Genomic DNA, 22,889 nt, shown 5'->3' with positions numbered 1-22,889 from the left:
GCCGATCGAACCTCAGAGGCGGTGGGCCTCGCGGACCGTGGTCACGCCGCGGGTGTCGAAGAAGCGCTTCGCCACGCCGGCCAGGTGGTCCGCGTCGTACTCCCGGTGGTGCTGCACCAGGATCACCAGGTCGGCGGACGCGGCGGCGCCCTCCAGATCGTCGATGCGGGACAGCTCGACGTCGCCCACGCGCCACGACGGCACGTGCGGGTCGTGGTAGAGCACGGTCGCGCCCAGCGACGCCAGCTGGCGGGCCAGCGGCGTGGCCGGCGACTCCCGCTGGTCGGCGATGTTCGCCTTGTAGGTGACCCCGAGCAGCAGGATCGTCGCGCCGTGCACCGCCTGCCCGTCGACGTTCAGCAGGTTCTGCGCCCGCCGGGCCACGTAGTCCGGCATCGTCGCGTTGATCTCCTGGGCCAGCTCGACGAAGCGGAACGGATAGCCCAGCTTGCTGCGTACGTTGTGCGACAGGTAGTTCGGGTCGATCGGGATGCAGTGGCCGCCGACGCCCGGGCCGGGGTAGAAGGCCTGGAACCCGAACGGCTTCGTCGCGGCCGCCTGGATCACGTCCCACAGATCGATGTCCAGCTCGTGGCAGAACCGGGCCATCTCGTTGACCAGTGCGATGTTCACGTGCCGGTAGGTGTTCTCCAGCAGCTTCGCGGTCTCCGCCTCCCGGGTGCCCTTGGTGCGCACCACGGTGTCGACGAACCGGCCGTAGAACGCGGTCACCCGGTCGGCGCACCCGGTGGTGTAGCCGCCGACCACCTTGGGGGTGTTGCGGGCGCCGAACCGCTCGTTGCCCGGGTCGATCCGCTCCGGGGAGAACGCCAGGTGGAAGTCGATGCCGGCGGTCAGCCCGGAGAGCTTCTCCAGCAGCGGCCGGACCACCTCGTCGGTGGTGCCCGGATAGGTGGTCGACTCGAGCACGACCAGCATGCCCGGGCGCAGGTTGCGGCCGATCGCCTCGGTCGCGCCGACGACCGCGCGCAGGTCGGGGCCGTCGCCCTCGGCGAGCGGGGTGGGCACGCAGATGACCGCGGTGTCCGCTCGGGCGATGAGGGTCTCGTCGGTGGTGGTGCGGAAGCCGCCGGCCAGCATCTCGGTCACGTCGGCGTCGCTGAGATCGTCGACGTGCGACCGGCCGGCGGCGAGCGAGTCGACGACACTTTGCTTGACGTCGAAGCCGAGCACGGTCATGCCGGCGCGGGTAGCTTGCTGGGCGAGCGGAAGCCCGACGTACCCGAGCCCGAGCACAACAACATCGTAAGTCACGAAATTTCCCCCTATCTGGGGCCGGCGTCAGCCAGCGGGTTTTGCGGTTGTGGTCTCAGGCGACGGAGGAATCCGACGCGGACGGCGGCGTGGGCTGGGCCGGCAGGGCGATGTCCGGGTGCGGCTGGACCATCTCGGGGGCTTGGGCCGCGCGCGAGGTCTGGCGGGCGACCACCGGCGTACGCGGCAACTCCAGCCGGGCCGTGGCCGCGCGCGGGGTGGCCAGCTCGTACGGCGACGGGAACGGCAGATAGGCCGGCAGGAACTCACCCAGCAGGGCGGCCTGCTCGGCCGCCGACTCGGCGGTCGAGTCCGTGTCGTTCAGGCAGAACGCGTCCAGGTGCCGGTCGTGCAGCACCCGGGCCAGCCGCATCGGTGTCCCCGCGTCGGCCAGGTCGGTGTACATGTACTTGATCTCGCCGGGGGCGGCCCGCCCGGTCAGGTAGCTGTAGTACTGCTGCAGCGACGACAGCAGCGAGACGTCCTCCGGGTGCCGGAACGGGTGCGCGGCGGTCGCCGTCACCTGCTCGGCGAAGCGCAGCTCGATCTCGGCCAGCACACTGCGCCGCGACGGGTGCGGGGTGTGCTTCATCTTCCGGGTCAGCACCCGGCCGAACGCCTGCTGGATCAGCCGCCGGTTGTTCTTCCCGGCCGAGTTGGCCGGCGGGTCGTCGTCCCGCCGCGGCGCCGAGTCGACAAGCGCCGTGGACGGGAAGAACCGGGTCAGCCCGCCCGGGGTGAAGAACATCTCCGGCGGCACCGGCCGGGCCAGGAAGACGTCGTCGTTCAGGTAGAGGAAGTGCTCGGCCAGCCCCGGGATGCGGTGCAGCCGGGACTCGATGGCCTGCGAGTTGAAGGTCGGCAGCCGGCCGGTGTCGCCGAAGATCTCCCGGTGGCTCACCACGGTCAGATCCGGCCGGGTGGTGTCCAGCCAGGCCGGCACCTGGTCGGCGGTGACCAGGAAGATGTGCCGGACCCACGGCGCGAACGCGTGCAGCGCGCGCAGCGAGTAGCGCAGTTCGTCGCGGGACGCGTACCGCGAGTCGTTGCAGGCCAGCCCGCTCACCTCGGCGACCCAGTCGTTCTCGCCGATCGCCCGGGCCTTGTTCTCCCGCCACTCCGGGTCGCCGCCGTCCACCCACGTGTAGACCACGTCGATCGGGAACGCGACCCGGTCCGGGCTGACCATCGTGAAGATCTCGCGGGTGCGGTAGGAGGCCGGGTCGCTCGGCGCGCTGAACGAGCCGTACACGTGCTCGCTGGCCTCGGCCACCGGCTCGTCGGCCGGCACCACGTCGGCGACCGGATTGCTGCGCGGCCCGACCAGGTTGCCGTTCACCTCGCGCCAGAACTCGATCTCGCAGCCGTACTCCGGCCCGAACACCAGGCTTCCGCCCGGGTCGGTCACCGGGCGGCTCAGCCTCAGCACGGTCGCCGTCCGGCGCCCACGCCGCCCGTACCGGCCCTTCGGCCCGACGACCTCCAACATCCCGGCGGCACTCGCGCTCAGCGTCTCGAGCAGGCTGATCACCCGGTTCCGGTCCTTTTCCGGTACGGCCACCGCCGACCCGGTCACCGAATGGACCGGGACCCGGAACCAGTCGATACCCGCCGTCTCGAGCGCGGTCACCACGCGGTCGAGGTTCTCCCGCCGTACGCCCGCCGGGGTGGCCCGTTCGGTGACTCGCGCCGCCACCCGCCGTCGCGCGGGCGCACCGGCCAGCGGAACCACCCGCCGGGCGGCGGCCAGGCGGCGCTCGGCCGGCACGTACTGCAGCAGCTTGTGCTGCACGCCGGCCAGCACCCGGCGCCGGACCGGCCAGGGCGTGTGTCGCAGGATCCGTCGTATAGGCACGCCGTCGTCCTTCCGCCGGGAGTCCGTCGATGCGACCGCCGGTGGATCCGGCCGTCGCGGTCACTGACCCTCAACGGCGGCCCCGGACTCCAGGTTGCGGTCGATATCGGTGCGGACACTTGTCCCGTTTCGCCATGGATGCACGGTTGTGGATTGCGCCGTGTGACGCCTGATATCGCCGGTATACGTGATTTGACTACTGTGGCGTGGCAAAACGGGTGGGACCGACCCTTACGGGTGCGCTCAGGGATACGGCCGATGGGCACACTTGCTTCATTGAGGCATCGTGGAGGCCGACGCTTCGACGAAAGGTCGTCGCTTCACCCGGGGGAGGACCCGATGGGCAAGGCAATCGCGTTTCTGCTCGCTCTGGTCGGAGCGGTGGTCGTGGTCGGCTGGGTGGTGCACGCCATCATCGGGCCGCTGTTCTACCTGATCCTGGTCGCGCTGGCCGTGGTGGGCGGCGTCTACCTCTACGGCAAGGCGAAGAAGTCGCTTGCGCCCGGCACGCGCACCCAGCAGCGCATCGAGGCGGCTCAGAAGACGTACCGGATGCGCAACCGGTAAGGCGGAACGCGGGCGGCTAGGCTTGCGGTCATCGCCTCACCTCTTCTGACCAACGGACAGAGTTGACCAAAGGAATGCCTTGCCGTGTTTGACACTCTCAGTGGCCGCCTGTCCGGAATCTTCGACAAGCTGCGGAGCAAGGGCCGGCTCACCGATGCCGACATCGACGCCACCGCGCGCGAGATCCGCCTCGCGCTGCTGGAGGCGGATGTCGCGCTGCCCGTGGTCAAGGCCTTCGTCTTCAACCTGAAGGAGCGGGCCCGCGGCGCCGAGGTCTCCCAGGCGCTCAACCCCGCCCAGCAGATCATCAAGATCGTCCACGAGGAGCTCATCAACGTCCTCGGCGGCGAGGGCCGGCGTCTGCAGTTCGCCAAGACGCCGCCCACCGTGATCATGCTGGCCGGCCTCCAGGGTTCCGGTAAGACCACGCTGGCCGGCAAGCTGTCCCGCTGGCTCAAGGGCCAGGGTCACCAGCCGCTGCTGGTCGCCGCCGACCTCCAGCGCCCCAACGCGGTCAACCAGCTGCAGGTTCTGGCCGGCCGGGCCGGGGTGGACGTCTACGCCCCGCAGCCCGGCAACGGCGTCGGCGACCCGGTCCAGGTCGCGAAGGACTCGATCGAGCACGCCAAGCGGACGGCGAAGGACATCGTCATCGTCGACACCGCCGGCCGCCTCGGCATCGACGCCGAGATGATGCAGCAGGCCCGCGACATCCGCGACGCGGTCGGCCCCGACGAGGTCATCTTCGTCATCGACGCGATGGTCGGCCAGGACGCGGTGCAGACCGCCGAGGCGTTCCGCGACGGCGTCGGCATCACCGGCGTGGTCCTCTCCAAGCTCGACGGCGACGCCCGCGGTGGTGCCGCCCTCTCCGTCCGGCACGTCACCGGCCAGCCGATCCTGTTCGCGTCCACCGGCGAGAAGCTGGAAGATTTCGACCTCTTCCACCCCGACCGGATGGCCAGCCGGATCCTCGGCATGGGCGACGTTCTGACCCTCATCGAGCAGGCCGAGCAGGCCTTCGACGAGGACCAGAAAGAGAAGATGACCTCCAAGCTGCTCGGTGGCGAGCAGTTCACCCTGGAGGACTTCCTCGACCAGCTGATCGCGGTCCGCAAGATGGGCCCGATCGCCAACATCCTCGGCATGATGCCCGGCATGGGCCAGATGAAGGCCCAGCTCGACGACCTCGACGACTCGCACTTCGACCGGGTCACCGCGATCATCCGCTCGATGACCCCGGGCGAGCGCACCAACCCGAAGATCCTCAACGGCTCCCGCCGCGCCCGCATCGCGAACGGCTCCGGCGTGACCGTGATGGACGTCAACCAGCTGCTCAACCGCTTCGCCGACGCGCAGAAGATGATGAAGCAGATGACCGGCATGATGGGCCTGCCCGGCGCGCGCCGAAAGGCCACGAAGAGCCCGAAGAACAAGCGCAAGGGCACGAAGGGCGGCAACACCCGCCCCCGCGCCGGCGGCGGCGCCCTGCCCCCCGGTTTTCCGGCCGGCATGCCCCAGCTCCCGCCGGGCCTCGACCCGAACACCCTGGGCGGCGGCGGCGGAGCCGGCGGCTTCAAGCTCCCCAACCTCGACTTCAACAAGCTGATGAAGCCCCCCAAGGACGACGACGACAAGAAATGAGCGGGGTGGCGAACCTAGTCGTAGGTAATGTAGTCTCGTGACATCCCCCGAGGAGGTCCCGATGACCGCGGCCCTACAGCTGCCGAGCCTGCTGGATGAAAAGCAGGACTGGACCGTCGACGACCTGGCGAGCCTTCCGAAGGATCTTCGTTACGAGTTGATCGACGGAAGGCTTGTCTTGCCGTCCCCGCCCGGAATCCACCAGATCCTGGGCGTCGAGCTCGTCTTGGCGCTGCGTCCCGGCTGCCCACCTGGGTATGCGCCGGTGCCTGACATGTCCTTGAGCGTCGACCGCCGCAGTGAGCTGCGGCCCGATGTCGTGGTCATCCCTGAGCGCGACCTGACCAAGAGCCCCGTCCCGATCAAGAGCGCGTTGCTCGCGATCGAGATCGTCTCGCCGACCTCGCATGCCCGTGACATGAAGGCGAAGGTCGAGACCTACGCCGCCGCGGGTGTGAAGAGCTACTGGGTCCTGAATCCCGGAGATGCCGACGGTGTCGTGCTCACCGAGTTTCGACCGGGCGAGGGCGGCGCTTATGACGTGGTCGCGACCGCCAGCAAGCTGTTCGCGACCGACGTCCCCTATCCGGTGACCATCGATCTGCCTGCGCTGACGCGCCTTCGCGACAGGTGTTCCGGAGACTAGTAGTCGTGAGTACAGTGGACTCATGACTGCTACTCAGGCGGATCTTCTGCTGACCGGCGGCTGGACTGTGGACCGTTGGAAAGAGCTCCCTGAATACCCCCGCTATGAGCTGATCGACGGCTGGCTGGCGCTTCTCGACCGCCCGGCCGTCTATCAGTTTCCCCTGGTGGACGTGTGTAAGGCGCTCGATGCGGAGTGCCCGCCGGACCTTCTTGCCGTGCATCGGATCTCGCTCGAGGTCGATGCCCGGAGTCGGCCATGTCCCGATGTGGTGGTTCTCAAGACGGACCACAGTGATCGCAGCCCGGTTCCTATCGCAGACGCGGTGCTCGTGTTCGAGGTGGTCCCGCCTGATTGGAACGTCCGGGACCTGTTCGTCAAAGAGACGGTCTATGGCCGCGCAGGCGTGCCCCACTATTGGCTCCTGGATCGTTCGGAGCCGGCTGGATTCACGCTGATGGTCCTGCGCCCGGATGGGAAGGGGCGCTTCGACGTGGTCGAGTCGACCCACGATGTGTTCACGACGACGGAGCCGTATCCGGTGACCATCGATCTTCCGGCATTGACAACCAGGTGGAGGAAACGTTGGGAACGGATCCGGCCCAGAGGCTGACGCTTTGATCGGGTAGGAAGTACTCATGGCGTTGCATGTGCGTGGGGCGGTTCTGCCTGAGGGTGACGTTCGGGATCTCTGGCTTGTGGGGGATCGGGTCACGTTCGAGTCTGTTGCTGAGGCTGAGACGATCAGTGACGGTGGGTTCGTCGTTCCGGGGCTTGTCGATGCGCACTGCCATCTTGGGATCGCCTATGGCGCCAAGGCGATCACCAGCGTTGATCAAGCTCGGGAGCTTGCGGTCACCGATCGGGACGCCGGGGTGCTGGCGCTTCGGGATGCCGGGTCGCCCTTTCCCTATCCCGAGCTCGATGACGAAGCCGGGATTCCGCGGCTCGTCCGGGCCGGGCGGCATGTGGCGCCGCCGCGGCGCTATCTGCGGGACATCGGGATCGAGGTCGCGGCCGAGGACGTTGCGGCCACCGTCACCGCGCAGGCCAAGGCCGGGACCGGGTGGGTCAAGCTCGTGGGGGACTGGATCGACCGGGCGGTCGGTGACCTCGCGCCCTCCTGGGATGCCGCGACCATGACCGCCGCCGTCGAGGCCGCGCATGCCGCCGGGGCCCGGGCTGCCGTGCACACCTTCTCCGAAGAGGGCGTGGAGATCATGGTCAAGGCGGGGGTGGACTCCGTCGAGCACGGGACGGGGCTGTCGCTCGACCTCATCGACGAGATGGCCCGGCGGGGGACCGCGCTCGTGCCGACGATGATCAACATTCGGACCTTCGGGACCATCGCCGATCAAGCCCGGGAGAAATTCGCCGGGTACGCCGATCACATGATCGCGCTGCGGGATCGGTTCCCGAGTGTGGTTCGGGCCGCTCACGACGCCGGGGTGCCGATCTACATCGGGACCGACGCCGGTGGCGGGATCCGGCACGGGCTGGCCGCCGAGGAGATGCTGATCATGGAGGAGGCCGGGATCCCGGCCGCCGACATCATCGCGTCCGCCTCCTGGAAAGCGCGCGAATGGCTGGGCTTTCCGGGGCTGGTCGAGGGCGGCCTCGCGGACCTGGTGGTCTACGAGGCCGACCCCCGAGTCGATCTCCGCGTGGTGCGGGCCCCGCAGCGGATCGTCCTACGCGGCCGAGTGATCAAGTAGCCGGCCCGATCTTCGGATGGGCTAGCCGACCGCCCAGATCCGCAGGCCGTCCTCGCCGGGGCAGGCCAGCCTCGAGCTCGTCGAGGCGCAGAAGCCGAGCATTTTGCCGGGCGGCGCCCCCAACGGCGTGATCTTGCGGTTGGCGATCGACCATCGGGACCATCGGCCGGTGCCGTCCGGCGCGTAGATGAGCAGCGTGCCGGCGTCCAGCCAGCCCGCCGACAGCGTGGCCGTGAGGATCTGGGTGCCGTCGGTGTCGTACAGGGCGGCCGGGCCGTCCGCCGCGTCCAGCCAGACCCGGCCGCGGGCCGACGAGATCTCGGAGCCGCCGAACTCGTCGGGGGCCTCCCAGAGCAGCTTGCGCTTGGCCGCGTCGAACGCGGTCAGCACCGTCGAGGAGTACCGCGGCTTGCGGGCGGTGACCACGCAGACCCGGTCCGGGCCGCAGCCCGCCATGCTGAGGAAGCGGTCCGGCACGGTGCCGAGGATCGCCGACCCGCCGACCCCGGTCAGATCGGTGGCCCGGATGTGGTGCGGCCCGCCGTTGTCGTCGGCCTCGTCGTGGCTGAACAGCCGGCCCTCGTAGGCGACCATGGTGTCGCCCGAGCCGACCGGCACCGACGCGGCCGCGCCCGCGGTGCCGGTGGCGGCGTCGAGTACCCGCACCTTCCCGGCCACCGTGATCACGACGACCCGGCCGTCGGTGAGGTCGGGACGCGCTCCGGCCCGGTCGATCCGCTCCTCGTCGGCGGCCGTCCGCATGCCGATCGTGCGGGCCGGCCGGTCGTCCTCCATCGGGACCACCCACCGGCGCTCACCGGTGCGCCAGTCGAGTCCCTCGACGGCGCCGTCCGAGCGGGACGACCGCACCAGCATCCGGTGGGTGAAGACGACCGAGTCGCCGGCCATCACGTAGCCGTTCCACAGCGGCACGCCGCCGGCCGGGTCGAACGCGTACAGGGCGCGCTCCGGGGTCGCTCCGCTGTGGGTCACCGTGACGACCAGGACCGCCTCCGGGACGACCACGATCTGCTCGATCGACCGGTCCGGGTCGGCGATCTCGTGGGCCGGCCAGGACTCGGCGCCGGAGGCGAGGTCGGCGGCGATCACCCATTGCTTGTTGTCGTCCTGGCTCACCCACGCCGCATACGCGCGCTCGCCGTCCTGGGCGGTCAGCCCGGTGGCGATATTGCGGGTGCCGAGCGACACCGTGCCGACGATCGGCACACCGGTGGTGAACACGGTGGGGGTCGGGGTGGACGCCGGGCGGGACGCGCGCGGGTGCGGGTCGCGCAGGGCGAAGCCGACGCCGGCCACGACCAGCACCACCGCGGCGGCCGCGGCCACCGCGGCCTGGGTCCAGGTGCGCTGCCGGCCGCGCCGTTTCGCGTCGGCCGCGCCGGCCAGGGGGAGCGCGTCGGCGCTGCGCCCGAGCGCGTCGAACAGGTCGTCGAGATCAGCGGGCACGGTCCGCTCCTTCCGGGACACCGGCGGGGGAGCCGAGCGCGGCCGCGAGACCCGCCCGGCCGCGGGACAGCCAGGACTTCACCGTTCCGGTGGATGCGCCGGTCTCGGCGGCGATCTCGGCCACCGACCGGTCCAGCAGGTAGTGCAGCGCGAGCGCCCGGCGATGCGCGGCCGGCAGCGTGCGCATGGCGGTGACCAGCAGCACGACGTCCTCGGACGGCGGGTCGATCGGCGCCGGCCGGTCCGCCGGACGGGACCGGCGCACCCCGAGACGCCGCCAATGATCGGTGGCCAGCCGGTTCACGACCAGGCGCAGCCAGGCCTCCGGCTCGTCGTAGTCGACCAGCCGCCGCCATCGCTGCCACGCCCGCGCGTACGCCTCCTGCACGAGGTCCTGCGCCTCGCCCGGATCCCCGGTCAGCCCGTACGCGTATCGCAGCAGGCGCCGGGAGGTGTCCCGGTAGAACGAGTCGAAGTCCATCCGTCACCGCCCCTTCGCCAATGGACACGGCCTGCCCACCGAACGGGTTGCAGGAAGGGCGCGACTAGGATGCACCCTCATGGCTCGCGTGCTCACACCTCGTGCGGAAGACTTCCCCCGCTGGTACCAGGACCTCATCGCCAAGGCTCAGCTGGCCGACAACGGCCCGGTGCGCGGCACGATGGTGATCCGCCCGGTCGGCTATGCGATCTGGGAGCACATGCAGGCCGACATGGACGCCCGGATCAAGGAAGCCGGCGTGCAGAACGCCTACTTCCCGCTGTTCATCCCGGAGAGCTACCTGCGCCGCGAGGCCGACCACGTGGACGGCTTCTCGCCCGAGCTGGCCGTGGTCACCCACGCCGGCGGCAAGCAGCTCGCCGAGCCGCTGGTGGTGCGCCCGACCAGCGAGACGGTCATCGGCGAGTTCATGGCCAAGTGGGTCGACTCCTACCGCGACCTGCCGCTGCTGCTCAACCAGTGGGCCAACGTCGTGCGCTGGGAGCTGCGCCCGCGCACGTTCCTGCGCACCACCGAGTTCCTCTGGCAGGAGGGGCACACCGCGCACGCCACCGAGGCCGACGCCCGCGAGCACGCCCGGGACATCCACAAGAACGTCTACCAGGCGTTCATGGAGGAGATCCTGGCCGTGCCGGTCATCCCGGGCCGCAAGACCAAGGGCGAGCGCTTCGCCGGCGCCACCAACACGATGACCGTCGAGGCCATGATGGGCGACGCCAAGGCACTGCAGATGGGCACGTCGCACGAGCTCGGGCAGAACTTCGCGAAGGCGTTCGACATCACCTACTCGTCGGCGTCCGGCACCGTCGAGCACGCCTGGACCACCTCCTGGGGCACGTCGACCCGGATGATGGGCGGCCTGATCATGGTGCACGGCGACGACAACGGCCTGCGGCTGCCGCCGCGGCTGGCGCCGATCCAGGTGCAGGTCATGGTGGTGAAGGCCGGCGAGGGCGTGGTGGAGGCCGCAGCGAAGCTGCGGGACGAGCTGAAGGCGGCCGGTGTACGGGTGAAGCTGGACGACCGCGCCGACATCCCGTTCGGCCGCCGGGCGGTCGACGCCGAGTTGCAGGGCATCCCGATCCGCATCGAGGTCGGCCCCCGTGACCTGGCGGTCGGCAACGTGACGATCGCCCGCCGGATCGACGGCAGCAAGACGCCGACCCCGCTGGGTGACATCGTGGGCGCCGTGACCAGCGCGCTGAAGGCCGACCAGCAGCGGCTCTACGACGACGCGCTGGCGTTCCGCGCCGAGCGCACGGTCGACGTGAAGACGCTGGGCGAGGCCATCGAGGTCGCGCAGACCGGGTGGGCCCGGGTGCCGTGGGCGGCGGTCGGCGACGGCGGCGAGAAGGAAGCGAACGGCAAGGCCGTCACGGTCCGCTGCCTGACCCGCGAGGACGGCGCGATGCCCGACTCCGACGACGAACCGAACTTGATCGCCTACCTGGCCCGCTCCTACTGAGGCAGACTTTACCGACGTGACGTTCGCCCCTGGCCGACTGATTCTGCATCGGGACACCCACCGGGGACGGATCGCCTTCGTGCATCCGTCCCGGGTGATCTCCGACGACGAGCGAGGCCTGCTCGTCTGGCTGGCCCGGGGTTCGACCATCGCGGTCGAGCGGTCCACCGACGGCCGCGGCCCCCGCGACATGCCGTTCGCCGAGTGGGCCACGCAGCAGTACGAGTTGCGCCCGGCCACCTGGCAGGGGCCCGGGGTGCTGCGGTTCTTCCCGGTCGGCGCGGACCATTCGGTCTGGTTCTTCCGCACCGACGAGGGCGACTTCAAGAACTACTACGTCAACCTCGAGGAGTCCGCGGTCCGCTGGGACGACGGCGACGTGGCCGGCATCGACGTGATCGACCAGGACCTCGACATCGTCGCCACCCCCGACCTGACCTGGGCCTGGAAGGACGAGGACGAGTTCGCCGAGCGGCTTGCCCTCCCCGATGACTACTGGGTGCCGGACGAGGCCGCGGTCTGGGCCGAGGGCCGGCAGGTGATCAAGCTGATCGAGGCGGCCGAGTTCCCGTTCGACGGGACGTGGACGGATTTCCAGCCGGACCCGTCCTGGCCGACCCCGGCCGATCTGCCCGCGGGCTGGGACCGGCCGCTGGCGGCGCGGTCGTAGGGGTTTCCCACGCACGCAGAATGAAAGGCCAGGGCCAGCTCTGCTGGGCCCCGGCCTGTCCTCGGCGGGAGCGACGGTCCGCACCCACCACCCAGGTGCGACATCTTGAAGTTTCGTTTTGTCCGGATCTTCCGCCCGGTTGGCCGTGAGCAACGGCGGTCTGGCAGAATGGGCGGCTGGTATTCGGCACGCGTGAGGCGCCCTCTAACTCTGAGCGCGTTGCCAGTCCCTGAGGCATCGGTCCCGCATCCCCACGTGGGCGCCGTCGGCTCAACCTCACGCACGCAGTCATTCAGGAGCGAAGAGAACCGTGGCCGTAAAGATCCGGCTCCTGCGGATGGGCAAGATCCGCAACCCGCAGTACCGCATCGTCGTCGCCGACTCGCGCACCAAGCGCGACGGCCGCGCCATCGAGTACGTCGGCATCTACCAGCCGAAGGAACACCCGTCGATCATCCAGGTGAAGTCGGAGCGCGTTCAGTATTGGCTCTCCGTCGGCGCGCAGCCGAGCGAGGCCGTGCAGCGCATCCTGGAGAAGACGGGCGACTGGCAGCAGTTCAAGGGCCTGCCGGCTCCGCCGCCGCTGCTGATGGCCGAGCCCAAGAAGTCCCGCACCGAGGTTTACGAGGCCGAGTCGAAGGCCGCCGCCGGTGTTGCCGACACCAAGCCGGCCACGCCGAAGAAGTCGGCCAAGGCCGAGCCGAAGGCTGAGAAGGCCGCCGAGCCGAAGGCTGAGGAGCCGAAGGCCGACGAGCCGAAGGCCGCCGCGGAGACCGCAGAGGACCCCGCCGGTGCCGGCGCTGCCCAGACTGAGGGAACGACCGTTGCCGGCGCCGGCGCGAACTGACGGGGCGCTCCGGCCTGCGCTGGAGCACCTCGTCAAGGGCATTGTCGAAAACCCGGACGACGTCCGGGTCCGGCTGGTCGACTCGCGCCGCGGCAAGCGGCTCGAGGTGCGCGTGCACCCCGAGGACCTGGGAACGGTCATCGGGCGCGGCGGGCGTACGGCCAAGGCCCTGCGGCAGGTCATCGGGTCGATCGGTGGGCGCGGCATCCGCGTCGACATCGTCGACGCCTACTGACCGATGCTGCTCGTAGTCGGCCAGATCGGTAAGCCGCACGGTGTCCGGGGCGAAGTCTCGGTGGCGGTGCGCACGGACGAGCCCGAAGAGCGTTTCGTCGCCGGTTCGGTGTTCACCACGGAGGTCCCCCGGGACCGCCGGGTGAGCAGCGGGCCGGCGACGGCTCCCGGGATCGCCTATCAGGTTCCGCCATCGCTCGCGGCCGAGTCCGTGCGGTGGCATCAGGGGCGTGCGATCGTCCAGTTCGAGGGCGTGCACGACCGGAACGTCGCCGAGGCGCTGCGCGGCGTGCTGTTGCAGGTCGACAGCTCGATGGTGTCGTCGCCGGCGGACCCGGACGAGTTCAACGACCACGAGTTGGTCGGGCTGCGGGTGGTCTCGGTCGCCGGCGAAGATCTCGGCGCGGTGGCCCGGATCGATCACGCGCCCGCGTCGGATCTCATCGTTCTCGACCGGTCGGGCGGCGGGACGGCGTTGATTCCGTTCGTCAGCCAGATGGTGCCGACCGTGGACGTGGCCGGCGGCAGGATCGTCGTCGACCTGCCCGAGGGTCTGCTGGACCTCTGAGCATGCGCGTCGACGTAATCACCATTTTTCCTGATTATTTCGGGCCGCTCGAGCTGTCGCTGATCGGCAAGGCTCGCGGCACCGGCATTCTCGATCTCGAAGTGCACGATCTGCGCACCTGGACCTCCGACGTGCACCGGACGGTGGACGACACGCCCTACGGTGGCGGGCCCGGCATGGTCATGCGGCCGGAGCCGTGGGGGCAGGCGCTCGACGCCGTCGGGGCCGGCACGCTGGTCGTGCCGTCGCCGGTGGGTAAGCCGTTCACCCAGGCCGACGCGCACGAGCTCGCCGCACTCGATCACCTGATCTTCGCCTGCGGGCGCTACGAGGGGATCGACCAGCGGGTCATCGACGATGCGGCGTCGCGGATGCCGGTGCGTGAGGTGTCGCTCGGCGACTACGTGCTGTTCGGCGGCGAGGTCGCGGTCATCGTGATCATGGAGGCCGTGACGCGGCTGCTGCCCGGGGTGCTCGGCAATGCGGACTCGCTCACCGAGGAGTCGCACGCGGCCGGCCTGCTGGAGGCACCGGTCTACACCAAGCCCGCCGCGTGGCGCGATCGCGAGGTCCCGGACATCCTCCGCTCCGGGGATCATGGGCGGATCGCTCGATGGCGGCGGGATCAGTCGCTGCTGCGAACCGCGGCCCGGCGGCCGGACATGATGGCCTCCTACCCGCCTTCTTCCCTGGACAAAGCGGACAGGAAAGCCCTCGACGACGGTGGATTTCAGATCACGCCGCCGGGTGTGGCAGAGTAGGGCGGTTGCCGTTTTCCTTCACGCCGTGCGGGAAGGCGAGGATCCTCCGAGTCAATGGGGGATCAGCATTACCCATCCGCGCATCGAGTTCCGATGCGCCTAGTACGACGAGGATGCAGCGATGAACACGCTGGACGCTCTCGACGCCCAGTCGCAGCGCACCGACCTTCCCGACTTCCGGGCCGGCGACACCGTCAAGGTGCACGCCCGAGTCGTCGAGGGTAACCGTTCCCGCGTCCAGGTCTTCCAGGGCGTGGTTATCGCCCGCCAGGGGGCCGGCCTCCGGGAGACCTTCAAGGTTCGGAAGATCAGCTTCGGCGTCGGTGTCGAGCGGACCTACCCGATCAACAGCCCGGCGATCGACCGTATTGAGGTCGTTACCCGTGGTGACGTGCGCCGCGCCAAGCTCTACTACCTGCGCGAGCTCCGTGGCAAGAAGGCCAAGATCAAGGAGCTTCGCGAGAAGCAGACCGTCTGATACTCATCGATTCGCTCATTGGCGAACTACGCTTGCGCCAGTGGCGGATGGGATCAGTGTGAACCCTTCCAGTACTACCGCCCGTAAGTCTCCGCGAGGGGATACTCGGGCGGTAGTGCTGTATCCGGGGCGGTTCGGCCGGTCGGCGGCGGGAGATGCGAAGCGTGGAACCGATGCAGGGCTATCGACCGTCAGCGCGACGGCGGGCGATGACACGGCGCAAGGAAATGCCGCTCTGGCAGGAGCTACCGCTCCTACTGGTGGTGGCGTTCTGTCTGGCCGTGCTCATTCGCACGTTCCTGGTGCAGGCGTTCTACATCCCCAGTGGGTCGATGGAGAAGACTCTGCTGGTCAAGGACCGTGTGCTGGTCAACAAGGTCATTTATGACATGCGGGACCCGGTGCGCGGCGAGATCGTGGTCTTCCGCGGCACCGACAACTGGGCGCCCGAGGTGTCCGAGCCGGTCAGCAACAGCTTCGCCGCCAAGCTCGGCCGCACCATCGGCGACCTCGTCGGCGTCAGCCGTCCGGGGGAACGTGACTTCATCAAACGAGTGATCGGGCTGCCGGGTGACAAGATCGCCTGCTGCGACGCCCAGGGCCGGATCACCGTCAACGGCGTGGGCATCGACGAGGCGTACATCGCCGACGGCTACAACAGCGACATCAACCAGCCGCCGAACCCGACCCAGTGCACCAGCCGGAAGTTCGCCGAGGTCACCATCCCAGCGGGTGAGATGTTCGTCATGGGCGACCATCGCGCGGTCTCGCAGGACGCCCGCTGCCAGGGGCCGGTGCCGATCAAGAACATCATCGGCCGGGCATTCGTCATCGTCTGGCCGAGCAGCCGGTTCACCAGCCTCTCGGTGCCGGACATCTGGAAGACGTATGCCGTCGATCATCCGACCGCTGCGGCCGAGGGTCAGGTGCCGGTTCGGCGGGAGACTCCGGCCACCGACGCGCTCATCGTCCCCTTTCTGTTAAGTGCCGGGCTATCCGCGCGTTCCGGACTGCCGTTTGCGACACGGCGTCGTAGGCTCCGTTCGTGATTGACGAGCAGACCGAAAAGCGCCGTGGTTCGTTCTGGCGCGAGCTTCCCATCCTGCTGGGTGTGGCGATCCTCGTCGCCGTCCTGGTGCGCGCGTTCGTCCTGCAGACCTTCTACATCCCGAGCCCGTCGATGGAGCACACGCTCAACGTGCTGGACCGGGTGCTGGTCAACAAGCTCGTCTACGACTTCCGCGATCCGCGTCGCGGGGAGATCATCGTCTTCAAGGCGCCCGCCGACTGGCAGTCCGGCGCCGAAGGGGAAGACTTCATCAAGCGGATCATCGGTACGCCCGGGGACCGCATCGTCTGCTGCGATTCCCAGGAGCGCCTGACGATCAACGGCAAGTCCCTGGACGAGCCGTACATCTACAAGGACTCCGACGGCAACCAGGACCCGGCCGCCGACCGCAAGTTCGACATCACCGTGCCGGCCGATCGCCTCTGGGTGATGGGTGACCACCGCTCCGCCTCCGGCGACTCCCTCGAGCACTACGAGGAGACCAACGACGTCACCGAGGCGACCATCCCCGAGGATTCCGTGGTCGGCCGCGCCTTCACGGTGTTCTGGCCGGTCAAGCGGGCCACCTGGCTTTCCGTGCCGAAGGGCTTCGACGGCATTCCGGCCGCTGCGGCCGCGAAGTAAACACCCGCTCGAAAGATCCATCCCGGGCGCAATAGGCTTGGTCGCGTGACCGTACTCGACCGCCGCGCCGCACGCGTGCTGCTCGTCGATGCCGCGGGCCGCACGCTGCTGCTGTACGGCGGCGATCCGGCCCGCCCCGGCGAGCGCTGGTGGTTCACCCCCGGCGGCGGGCTCGACGCCGGGGAGACGCCCGCCGAGGGCGCCGCCCGCGAGCTCGCCGAGGAGACCGGCCTGCGGGTCGAGCCGGCCCAGCTGGGCGAGCCGGTGTGGCACGAGGTGACCGAGTTCAGCTTCCGCCGGCAGGAGTACCGGCAGGATCAGGACTTCTTCCTGCTCCGGGTGAGCGAGTGGCAGGTCGACACGGCCGGCATGGACGCCAACGAGCAGCAGACCATCACCGAGCACCGGTGGTGGTCGGCTCTCGAGATCGAGGCCAGCCACGAGCAGATCTTCCCGGGCTCGCTGGCGACCCTGCTCCGCCGAGTGACGGAGGCGGGCCGCTGATGCTGGCACCCCCGCGCACCGTCGTCCGCCGCGAAGGCGGTCTCTACGCCCTCGAGCGGGCGCTGCAGCGCCGTGGCTTCCGTAACGTGGCCGGAGCCGACGAGGCCGGCCGTGGCGCCTGTGCGGGCCCGCTGGTGGCGGCCGCGGCCATCCTGCCCGAGGGCCGCCGCGGCGAGGTTCCCGGCCTGGCCGACTCCAAGCTGCTGACCCCGGCCGCCCGCGAACGCGTCTACGCCGAGGTCGTCGACCGGGCCCTCGCCTGGTCCGTCATGATCATCCCGGCCACCGAGGTCGATTCCCGCGGGCTGCACGTGTGCAATCTCGCGGCGATGCGCCGCGCGCTCGCGTCGCTGGACACCTCCCCGGAGTACGTGTTGACCGACGGCTTCCCGGTCGACGGCCTGGGCGTGCCCGGCCTCGCCGTGTGGAAGGGCGATCGGGTCGCCGCCTGCGTGGCTGCGGCCAGCGTGCTTGCCAAGGTCACCCGGGACCGGATCATGGTGGAGATGGAAGACCGATTCCCGGGGTACGGCTTCGCCGTGCATAAGGGATACATCACCGACGAGCACAGCGCCGCCCTGCTGCGGCACGGTCCGTGTGCCGAGCACCGCTTCTCGTACGTGAACGTGGCCGCCGCGTCCGGCCGGGGCAACCGGCCGCCCCGGGCCCGGCGTCCCGCGGTGCTGCCGGCCGCGACTCTTTTCGACGGGGTTGTGGACGGCGCTGTGGATAGCGCTTTTGACGGGGCTCAGCCGCTGCTGTTTGATGCATCAACAGCCGAGCTACCGGTGCTGAACGACGCTGCTGAGGGTACCGTCGGCGTGGCGTCGGGCGACCAGCCTCAGCCGTCGCCGATGGTGGGGGAAGATGAGGCCATGGAGGGCGAGAATCGATGAGCGCAGAGGATCTCGAGAAGTACGAGACCGAGATGGAGCTGCAGCTCTACCGGGAGTACCGCGACATCGTCCGCCAGTTTTCCTACGTGGTGGAGACGGAGCGCCGGTTCTACCTGGCCAACCAGGTCGACCTGCACGTGCGTAACTCGGACGGCGAGGTGTATTTCGAGGTCGAGATGCACGACGCCTGGGTGTGGGACATGTACCGTCCGGCCCGGTTCGTCAAGAACGTTCGGGTGATGACGTTCAAGGACGTGAACGTGGAGGAGCTGGAGAAGCCGGACATCTCGTTACCGGACGAGCCGGGCTTCGGCAGCTAGCAGATCAACCCCGTTCGGGGGAGTTATCCACAATGAGCCGCCGTCCACCGGGCCGGCGGCAAGGTTCCTGACGTTCCGCCAGGGTGTTGGCCATGCCCTTCACCCTTCTTTTCGTTGCTGTCCTGGGTCTTCTGCCCACGTTTCTCGAAGCTCCCGCTGCTGCGTTGCCGGCGCCGTTCGCGTGGCCGGTCACGCCGGCCCAGGTCACCCGGCGGTTCGACCTGCCACCCCAGCGGTGGCTGCCCGGGCACCGCGGTGTTGATCTCGGTGCGCCGCCGGGCGCGGTCGTCCGGTCGGCGGGTGCCGGGCGGGTCAGCTTCGTCGGGGTGGTGGCCGGGGTCGGGGTCGTCAGCGTTTCCCACGCCGGCGGGCTGCGGACCACCTACCAGCCGGTGGCCGCGAGCGTCGCGGTCGGCGATCAGGTCGCCACTGGTGATCAGCTAGGACTGCTGGATGGCGGCCATCCCGGCTGTTCCGAGACGGCCTGCCTGCACTGGGGTCTGCTGCGCGGCCGGGTCTATCTGGATCCGCTGGCGCTGCTGGGCCTCGGCCGGGTCCGCCTGCTGCCCCTCGACGGTGCTCAGCGTTCGGTTCAGCGTTGATAGCCGGCCAGCAGCGGCGGGAGGCGCTCGGCCAGGCGGTCGTACTCGTCCGGGCGGTTGTAGACCTGGGCGCTCAGCCGGAGCAGGCCGCGGCCGCCCCAGGCGTTCACCGCGGTCTCGGTGGCCAGCTTGTCGGAGATGTGCAGGCGCAGGGCGATCGCCTCCGGCGCGGTCGACGCCAGGCCGGACGGCAGCGGGATCACCCGCATCGCGACCTCCGGGTCGGCCGGCTGCGGCAGCTCGTCCGGCGCCACCCCGAGGGCGGCGCCGACCACCCGCTGACCGTAGGCGACCAGCGCCGCGTTGTGCGCCCGCACCGCCTCCCAGCCGAGCGTGCGCAGCGTGAACAGTCCGGCCGGGGCGGCCAGCCAGGGCGTGTAGTCGACCGTGCCGTGGTACTCCACCGACATCGGAAAGCCCTGCTCCTGCTCCCACGACACGATCAGCGGCTCGATCTTGCGGCGCCAGGCCGGCGCGACCGCGAGCAGGGCCGTGCCGCGCGGCGCGAACGCCCACTTGTGCAGGTTGCCCACCCAGAAATCGGCGCCGACGTCGGACACGTCGACCGGCAGCATGCCCGGCACGTGCGCGGCGTCGACCAGCACCGGGATCTCATGCTCGCGGGCGGCCGCGGCGATCTCGCGGACCGGAAAGATCGCCGCCGTGGCCGACGCGATCTGATCGATGATCAACAGCTTGGTCTTGCCCGGCCGCAAGGCCGCCCGCACCCGCCCGACCACCTCGCCGGCCGACGCCGACAGCGGCAGCGCGACGGTCCGCGCGGTCGCCCCCGCCCGCCGGCACTGACGCCGCGCCGCCAGCGCGACCGCGCCGTAACCATGATCGGTGAGCAGCACCTCGTCGGCCGACTCCAGCCGCACCGACTGCAGGACCGTGGAAACCGCGGCCGTCGTGTTCGGCACCAGGGCACTGCCGTCCGGGTCGGCACCGAGGAAGGAGGCGATGTGCCGTCGGGTGTGGATGACCCGGTCGAGCATGCCCTGGGTGTAGAACTTGTGCGGATTTGCCTCGATCTCGTCGCGCAGCCGCTGCTGGGCGCGCTGCACCCCGACCGGCACGGCGCCGAACGAGCCGTGGTTGAGATAGGACACGGCCGGGTCCAGCGAGAAGAGGAGCCGGGCACCCGGCAGGGGGGCGGGCGGATCTCCGGCGCTCACCCTTCGATCGTACGGGGTCACGCGCGGGGGTGGGCCTGTTTGAAGGCGGCCCGGAGCCGCTCGGTGGAGACGTGGGTGTAGATCTGGGTGCTCGACAGCGAGGCGTGCCCCAGCAGGTCCTGCACCGCGCGCAGATCGGCGCCGCCGTCCAGCAGGTGGGTGGCGGCCGAGTGGCGCAGGTCGTGCGGGCTGGTGTGCGGCAGTCCCGCGTTGCGGGCGGCGGCCAGCACGATCCGCCGGACCACGGTCGGCTGCAGCCGACCGCCCTTGATGCCCAGGAAGAGCGCTTCCCCGCTGTGCTCGCTCGCCTTCGCCAGGTCTGGGCGGCCGTGTCGCAGCCAGTCGTCCAGCGCCCGTTGGGCCGGCAGCCCATAAGGGACGGCCCGCTCCTTGGCGCCCTTGCCGAAGACCCGGACCACCCGGCGTGCGTCGTCCACGTCGGCACGGTCGAGACCGCAGAGCTCACTGACGCGTACGCCGGTCGCGTAGAGAAGTTCCAGGACGGCCCGATCGCGTACGCCCTCCGGGTCCTGCCGTTGATCGTTCTCCTGCTCGACCAGGCTCGCCGCCTGATCGGCGCGCAGCACCGTCGGCAGCCCACGGTGCGCGCGCGGGCTGGCCAGCTGGGTGCCCGGATCGCTCGGCGCGAGCTCGGTGCGGTGCGCCCAGGCCGTGAAGGTGCGGGCCGCGGCGGCCCGGCGGGCCTGCGACGTCCGGGCGGCACCCTGCCGCATCCGCGCGGCCAGCCAGCCGCGCAGCAGGGCGATGTCGAGATCCCTCGGCTGGGTGCAGCCGCTTGCGGCGGCGTGGTGCAGGAGCGAGACCACATCCCCGACGTACGCCCGGACGGTGTGCTCCGACCTGTTCTCCACGCGCGCCAGATGCCGCCCGAACTCGTCCACGGCGTCACGCAGACCGGCCGGCAGCTCTTCGTGCATCCTGCGGGTATCCATCACTTCGAAGGTCATCGTTCACGACCCGTCCCGTCAAGCCCCCGCGCCGCCCGTCCTGCCTCTTTCATCTCGCCTTGCCGGGCGCTTCTAAACTGCGGCTCACCATGGCATCGATCAGAGTGCTCGCCGCGCCGGCCCTGTGCGCCGTCCTGTCCGGTTGCGGTCTTGTCGGCGGCGGAGACCCGTCACCGACACCGTCCGCCCACGCCGGCTTCGGCGGCCCGCCCACCTCCGCCGCCGTTGTCACCGAGGTCGACGAGGCGATGTTCCGGACGCCGTCGAAGAACATCTTCTGTTCGCTGACTCCCTCGCAGGTCCGCTGCGACATCGGCCAGAAGAAGTGGAACCTGCCCACGAAGCCCGCCGACTGCGAGTTCGACTGGGGAAACGGCATCTACATCGCCGAGGGCAAAGTCGGTTTCACCTGCACCGGCGACACGTTGCTGGGCTCCGCAACCGAGACCTTGGAGTACGGGAGTGCGCTGCGCTCCGGCGATGTGCTCTGCAGCAGTGGAAGCAGCGGCTTGACCTGCAAGGACGAGAAGTCGGGCCGAGGCTTCACGATGGCGATCGCCCGCTACAGCTTCTTCTGAACGGCTGCCCGTTTCAGCTGCCCGGTTCGGCTGCCGGTTCGGCTGCCCGGTTCGGCTGCCGGTTCGGCTGCCGGTTCGGCTGCCGGTTCGGCTGCCGGTTCGGCTGCCGGGTTTTACTTCCACGCCCGGCTTTCGGCGTGGTTTTTCCGGGCGGAGCGTGGCCGCTGCGGGCGGCCGATTCTGTCGTACCCCCGCCCTAGGGTCGATGGCATGACCACTCAGCGTTCGGCCCGTCGGTGCTCCTCGCACCGCCCGCGGTCAGGGGCGGGTGAGCTGCACGCGGTCGGCGGGGTGGACGGTCTCGGTGCCGTCGGTGGCCGTCACGACCAGCACGGGCACGCCCTCGCCCAGCCGATATTTCCGGCGCTCGGCGTCGGTGGGCATGCGGGCGCCGGCCCGATCCCCACGCGCCAGCGTCACCAGCTCGGTCGGCTCCGGGATGCGGACGAATGTCCCTCGTGGCCGGTCGACCGTGACCAGGCCCTCGGTGCGCAGCTGGCCGATGGCCTGTCGCACGGTGGTGCGGCTGATGCCGTATTCCTGCGCCAGACGCAGCTCGCTGGGCAGCGGCTCCCCGGGCCCGAGCTCGCCCGACTCGATCTGATTGCGGAGCAGGTCAGCCAATTGGCGGAACACCGCGCGGTCCGCCGAAGGATCGATCATGTCACTCACTTTACGTGGCCACGATGCTCCATCGTGTTGTACGTATGAAGCCCTGTAGGTATGATACAACTGCCGCACCGAGAAGGCCCAGACTAGATCGGGCGGCAGGGCGGGCGGCGGTCATCGATCGCTCGTAGGGTCGCCAAAGCGCCTGGTGCGCGGTCCGACCGTCGCCCGTTCCACCGCAGATTGGGAGACCTGCGGTGACCGCCTCGAAGGGCGAAAGCTTCCCGAGCGCGGAGACCAGAAGCCCACTCAGATCACCACGTGTCCACTGTGCTCGCCGACGACAGCGCGTAACCGGTCCCACATGGACGGTGGGGCCGGCCAGCCGAAGGCGTCGTCGATCGCAGCTAAGCGTGCCGAGCCCAAGTGAGGAAGCGATCGTAGAGATCGGTCGGCATCGGTTCGCCGTGCGAAGTCAGGTCGCCCATGGCGTCATACATTTGGGCAGACAGATAGATGGTCAACACCGAGGGAAACTTGCGGAACTCCACCAGCAGGTTGGCCTTGGCGTTGGCGCACGGCCAAGGTTGCTGACAGGTCCGACAGTCCCAATCGGGGCGTCCGTGCAGGTGCTCAGTGCGGTCAACCATCGTTGTCATCGGTGTTCCCCAATCGCACGCCGGCCTCGGCGGCGGTGAAGTTGTCGGTAAAGCTGATGCCCCACACCCCAAAGCGCCTCCAGCCCCGCCTCGCCCGGCCCTCAGCGACCCGCCGGACCCGCCGGACCCGCCGGACCCGCCGGACCCGCCGGACCCGCCGGACCCGCCGGACCCGCCGGACCCGCCGG

The 22,889-nt window shown here is 69.7% G+C and carries 28 protein-coding genes; 19 read left to right on the top strand and 9 right to left on the bottom strand.

From position 1 onward, the window contains the following. Positions 1 to 12 precede the first annotated feature (12 nt). Complete coding sequence (locus tag Adu01nite_RS01370) at positions 13 to 1,275, bottom strand: nucleotide sugar dehydrogenase (RefSeq protein WP_203724354.1); 1,263 nt, start codon at positions 1,273 to 1,275, stop codon at positions 13 to 15. A 55-nt stretch (positions 1,276 to 1,330) separates the two neighbouring features. Then, a complete protein-coding gene (locus tag Adu01nite_RS01365; RefSeq protein ID WP_203724353.1) occupies positions 1,331 to 3,130 on the bottom strand; it encodes a stealth family protein in 1,800 nt (599 codons plus the stop codon). 339 nt (positions 3,131 to 3,469) lie between these two features. Between Adu01nite_RS01365 and Adu01nite_RS01360 the strand changes: the two genes are divergently transcribed. The 5 genes from Adu01nite_RS01360 (at position 3,470) to Adu01nite_RS01340 (ending at position 7,702) form a co-directional block, all read left to right on the top strand. After that, a complete protein-coding gene (locus tag Adu01nite_RS01360; RefSeq protein WP_203724352.1) occupies positions 3,470 to 3,697 on the top strand; it encodes a hypothetical protein in 228 nt (75 codons plus the stop codon). An 84-nt stretch (positions 3,698 to 3,781) separates the two neighbouring features. Beyond that, the gene (gene ffh / locus Adu01nite_RS01355) at positions 3,782 to 5,341 is read left to right on the top strand and encodes a signal recognition particle protein (RefSeq protein ID WP_203724351.1); all 1,560 of its coding nucleotides are present in this window, start codon (positions 3,782 to 3,784) and stop codon (positions 5,339 to 5,341) included. Positions 5,342 to 5,402: 61 nt separating this feature from the next. Further along, the gene (locus Adu01nite_RS01350) at positions 5,403 to 5,987 is read left to right on the top strand and encodes a Uma2 family endonuclease (RefSeq protein ID WP_203724350.1); all 585 of its coding nucleotides are present in this window, start codon (positions 5,403 to 5,405) and stop codon (positions 5,985 to 5,987) included. A gap of 22 nt (positions 5,988 to 6,009) precedes the next feature. Continuing rightward, on the top strand, positions 6,010 to 6,600 hold the full coding sequence (locus Adu01nite_RS01345) for a Uma2 family endonuclease (protein WP_203724349.1): 591 nt from the start codon (positions 6,010 to 6,012) through the stop codon (positions 6,598 to 6,600). 25 nt (positions 6,601 to 6,625) lie between these two features. After that, complete coding sequence (locus Adu01nite_RS01340) at positions 6,626 to 7,702, top strand: amidohydrolase family protein (protein WP_203724348.1); 1,077 nt, start codon at positions 6,626 to 6,628, stop codon at positions 7,700 to 7,702. Between the two features lie 21 nt (positions 7,703 to 7,723). Here the strand turns inward: Adu01nite_RS01340 and Adu01nite_RS01335 are convergent, their stop codons facing one another. After that, a complete protein-coding gene (locus tag Adu01nite_RS01335) occupies positions 7,724 to 9,169 on the bottom strand; it encodes an outer membrane protein assembly factor BamB family protein (protein ID WP_203724347.1) in 1,446 nt (481 codons plus the stop codon). Continuing rightward, positions 9,159 to 9,650 carry a SigE family RNA polymerase sigma factor gene (locus Adu01nite_RS01330; RefSeq protein WP_203724346.1) on the bottom strand — a complete coding sequence of 164 codons (492 nt, stop codon included), beginning with the start codon at positions 9,648 to 9,650 and terminating at the stop codon, positions 9,159 to 9,161. The genes Adu01nite_RS01335 and Adu01nite_RS01330 overlap by 11 nt, the downstream gene beginning before the upstream one ends. A gap of 79 nt (positions 9,651 to 9,729) precedes the next feature. Here Adu01nite_RS01330 and proS point away from each other — a divergent pair, with 79 nt between their 5' ends. From proS to Adu01nite_RS01265, 13 genes are all read left to right on the top strand, one after another. Next, entirely contained in the window at positions 9,730 to 11,136 is a 1,407-nt protein-coding gene (proS, locus tag Adu01nite_RS01325) for a proline--tRNA ligase (RefSeq protein ID WP_203724345.1), read from the top strand. A gap of 16 nt (positions 11,137 to 11,152) precedes the next feature. Then, positions 11,153 to 11,806, top strand: coding sequence for a ribonuclease FAU-1 family protein (locus tag Adu01nite_RS01320; protein WP_203724344.1), 654 nt, complete (start codon positions 11,153 to 11,155; stop codon positions 11,804 to 11,806). 310 nt (positions 11,807 to 12,116) lie between these two features. Further along, positions 12,117 to 12,653, top strand: coding sequence for a 30S ribosomal protein S16 (rpsP, locus tag Adu01nite_RS01315; protein WP_203724343.1), 537 nt, complete (start codon positions 12,117 to 12,119; stop codon positions 12,651 to 12,653). Then, positions 12,631 to 12,888: an RNA-binding protein gene (locus Adu01nite_RS01310; RefSeq protein ID WP_203724342.1), complete on the top strand. Its 258-nt coding sequence runs from the start codon at positions 12,631 to 12,633 to the stop codon at positions 12,886 to 12,888. The genes rpsP and Adu01nite_RS01310 overlap by 23 nt, the downstream gene beginning before the upstream one ends. A 6-nt stretch (positions 12,889 to 12,894) precedes the next feature. Further along, on the top strand, positions 12,895 to 13,455 hold the full coding sequence (gene rimM, locus Adu01nite_RS01305) for a ribosome maturation factor RimM (RefSeq protein ID WP_203724441.1): 561 nt from the start codon (positions 12,895 to 12,897) through the stop codon (positions 13,453 to 13,455). A 2-nt stretch (positions 13,456 to 13,457) separates the two neighbouring features. Continuing rightward, positions 13,458 to 14,216, top strand: a complete 759-nt coding sequence (gene trmD, locus Adu01nite_RS01300) for a tRNA (guanosine(37)-N1)-methyltransferase TrmD (RefSeq protein WP_203724341.1) — start codon at positions 13,458 to 13,460, stop codon at positions 14,214 to 14,216. 121 nt (positions 14,217 to 14,337) lie between these two features. After that, the gene (gene rplS, locus Adu01nite_RS01295; protein ID WP_203724340.1) at positions 14,338 to 14,694 is read left to right on the top strand and encodes a 50S ribosomal protein L19; all 357 of its coding nucleotides are present in this window, start codon (positions 14,338 to 14,340) and stop codon (positions 14,692 to 14,694) included. Between the two features lie 155 nt (positions 14,695 to 14,849). After that, positions 14,850 to 15,743, top strand: a complete 894-nt coding sequence (lepB, locus tag Adu01nite_RS01290) for a signal peptidase I (protein WP_203724339.1) — start codon at positions 14,850 to 14,852, stop codon at positions 15,741 to 15,743. Next, complete coding sequence (gene lepB, locus Adu01nite_RS01285; RefSeq protein WP_203724338.1) at positions 15,740 to 16,387, top strand: signal peptidase I; 648 nt, start codon at positions 15,740 to 15,742, stop codon at positions 16,385 to 16,387. Before lepB (Adu01nite_RS01290) ends, lepB (Adu01nite_RS01285) begins: the two co-directional genes overlap by 4 nt. 45 nt (positions 16,388 to 16,432) lie before the next feature. After that, positions 16,433 to 16,891 (top strand): NUDIX hydrolase, encoded by a 459-nt coding sequence (locus Adu01nite_RS01280; protein ID WP_203724337.1) that lies wholly within the window; start codon positions 16,433 to 16,435, stop codon positions 16,889 to 16,891. Next, positions 16,891 to 17,787, top strand: coding sequence for a ribonuclease HII (locus Adu01nite_RS01275; protein WP_203724336.1), 897 nt, complete (start codon positions 16,891 to 16,893; stop codon positions 17,785 to 17,787). Before Adu01nite_RS01280 ends, Adu01nite_RS01275 begins: the two co-directional genes overlap by 1 nt. Continuing rightward, positions 17,784 to 18,107, top strand: coding sequence for a DUF2469 domain-containing protein (locus Adu01nite_RS01270; protein ID WP_127497241.1), 324 nt, complete (start codon positions 17,784 to 17,786; stop codon positions 18,105 to 18,107). Before Adu01nite_RS01275 ends, Adu01nite_RS01270 begins: the two co-directional genes overlap by 4 nt. A 92-nt stretch (positions 18,108 to 18,199) precedes the next feature. Then, entirely contained in the window at positions 18,200 to 18,709 is a 510-nt protein-coding gene (locus Adu01nite_RS01265) for a M23 family metallopeptidase (RefSeq protein WP_203724335.1), read from the top strand. Here Adu01nite_RS01265 and Adu01nite_RS01260 read toward each other — a convergent pair. Together Adu01nite_RS01260 and Adu01nite_RS01255 are read right to left on the bottom strand one after the other, a co-directional pair. After that, positions 18,700 to 19,887 (bottom strand): aminotransferase class V-fold PLP-dependent enzyme, encoded by a 1,188-nt coding sequence (locus Adu01nite_RS01260; protein WP_203724334.1) that lies wholly within the window; start codon positions 19,885 to 19,887, stop codon positions 18,700 to 18,702. The two genes, Adu01nite_RS01265 and Adu01nite_RS01260, sit on opposite strands and share 10 nt — an antisense overlap. Positions 19,888 to 19,904: 17 nt before the next feature. Further along, on the bottom strand, positions 19,905 to 20,840 hold the full coding sequence (locus Adu01nite_RS01255) for a tyrosine recombinase XerC (protein ID WP_203724333.1): 936 nt from the start codon (positions 20,838 to 20,840) through the stop codon (positions 19,905 to 19,907). Positions 20,841 to 20,944: 104 nt separating this feature from the next. Here Adu01nite_RS01255 and Adu01nite_RS01250 point away from each other — a divergent pair, with 104 nt between their 5' ends. After that, the gene (locus Adu01nite_RS01250; protein WP_203724332.1) at positions 20,945 to 21,433 is read left to right on the top strand and encodes a DUF6636 domain-containing protein; all 489 of its coding nucleotides are present in this window, start codon (positions 20,945 to 20,947) and stop codon (positions 21,431 to 21,433) included. Between the two features lie 258 nt (positions 21,434 to 21,691). On the opposite strand, the gene Adu01nite_RS01245 is transcribed toward Adu01nite_RS01250, so the two are convergent. The 3 genes from Adu01nite_RS01245 to Adu01nite_RS01235 form a co-directional block, all read right to left on the bottom strand. Beyond that, positions 21,692 to 22,096, bottom strand: a complete 405-nt coding sequence (locus Adu01nite_RS01245) for a winged helix-turn-helix domain-containing protein (RefSeq protein WP_203724331.1) — start codon at positions 22,094 to 22,096, stop codon at positions 21,692 to 21,694. 353 nt (positions 22,097 to 22,449) lie between these two features. Beyond that, positions 22,450 to 22,701 carry a hypothetical protein gene (locus tag Adu01nite_RS01240; RefSeq protein WP_239132043.1) on the bottom strand — a complete coding sequence of 84 codons (252 nt, stop codon included), beginning with the start codon at positions 22,699 to 22,701 and terminating at the stop codon, positions 22,450 to 22,452. Then, the coding region (locus tag Adu01nite_RS01235; RefSeq protein WP_203724330.1) for a hypothetical protein at positions 22,685 to 22,889 on the bottom strand (205 nt) is incomplete at its 5' end. The genes Adu01nite_RS01240 and Adu01nite_RS01235, both read right to left, overlap by 17 nt.

Source organism: Paractinoplanes durhamensis (assembly GCF_016862175.1).
Lineage (GTDB): Bacteria > Actinomycetota > Actinomycetes > Mycobacteriales > Micromonosporaceae > Actinoplanes > Actinoplanes durhamensis.
Note: the sequence above shows the minus strand (reverse complement) of the source record. Positions and strands in the feature narration are given on the sequence as shown.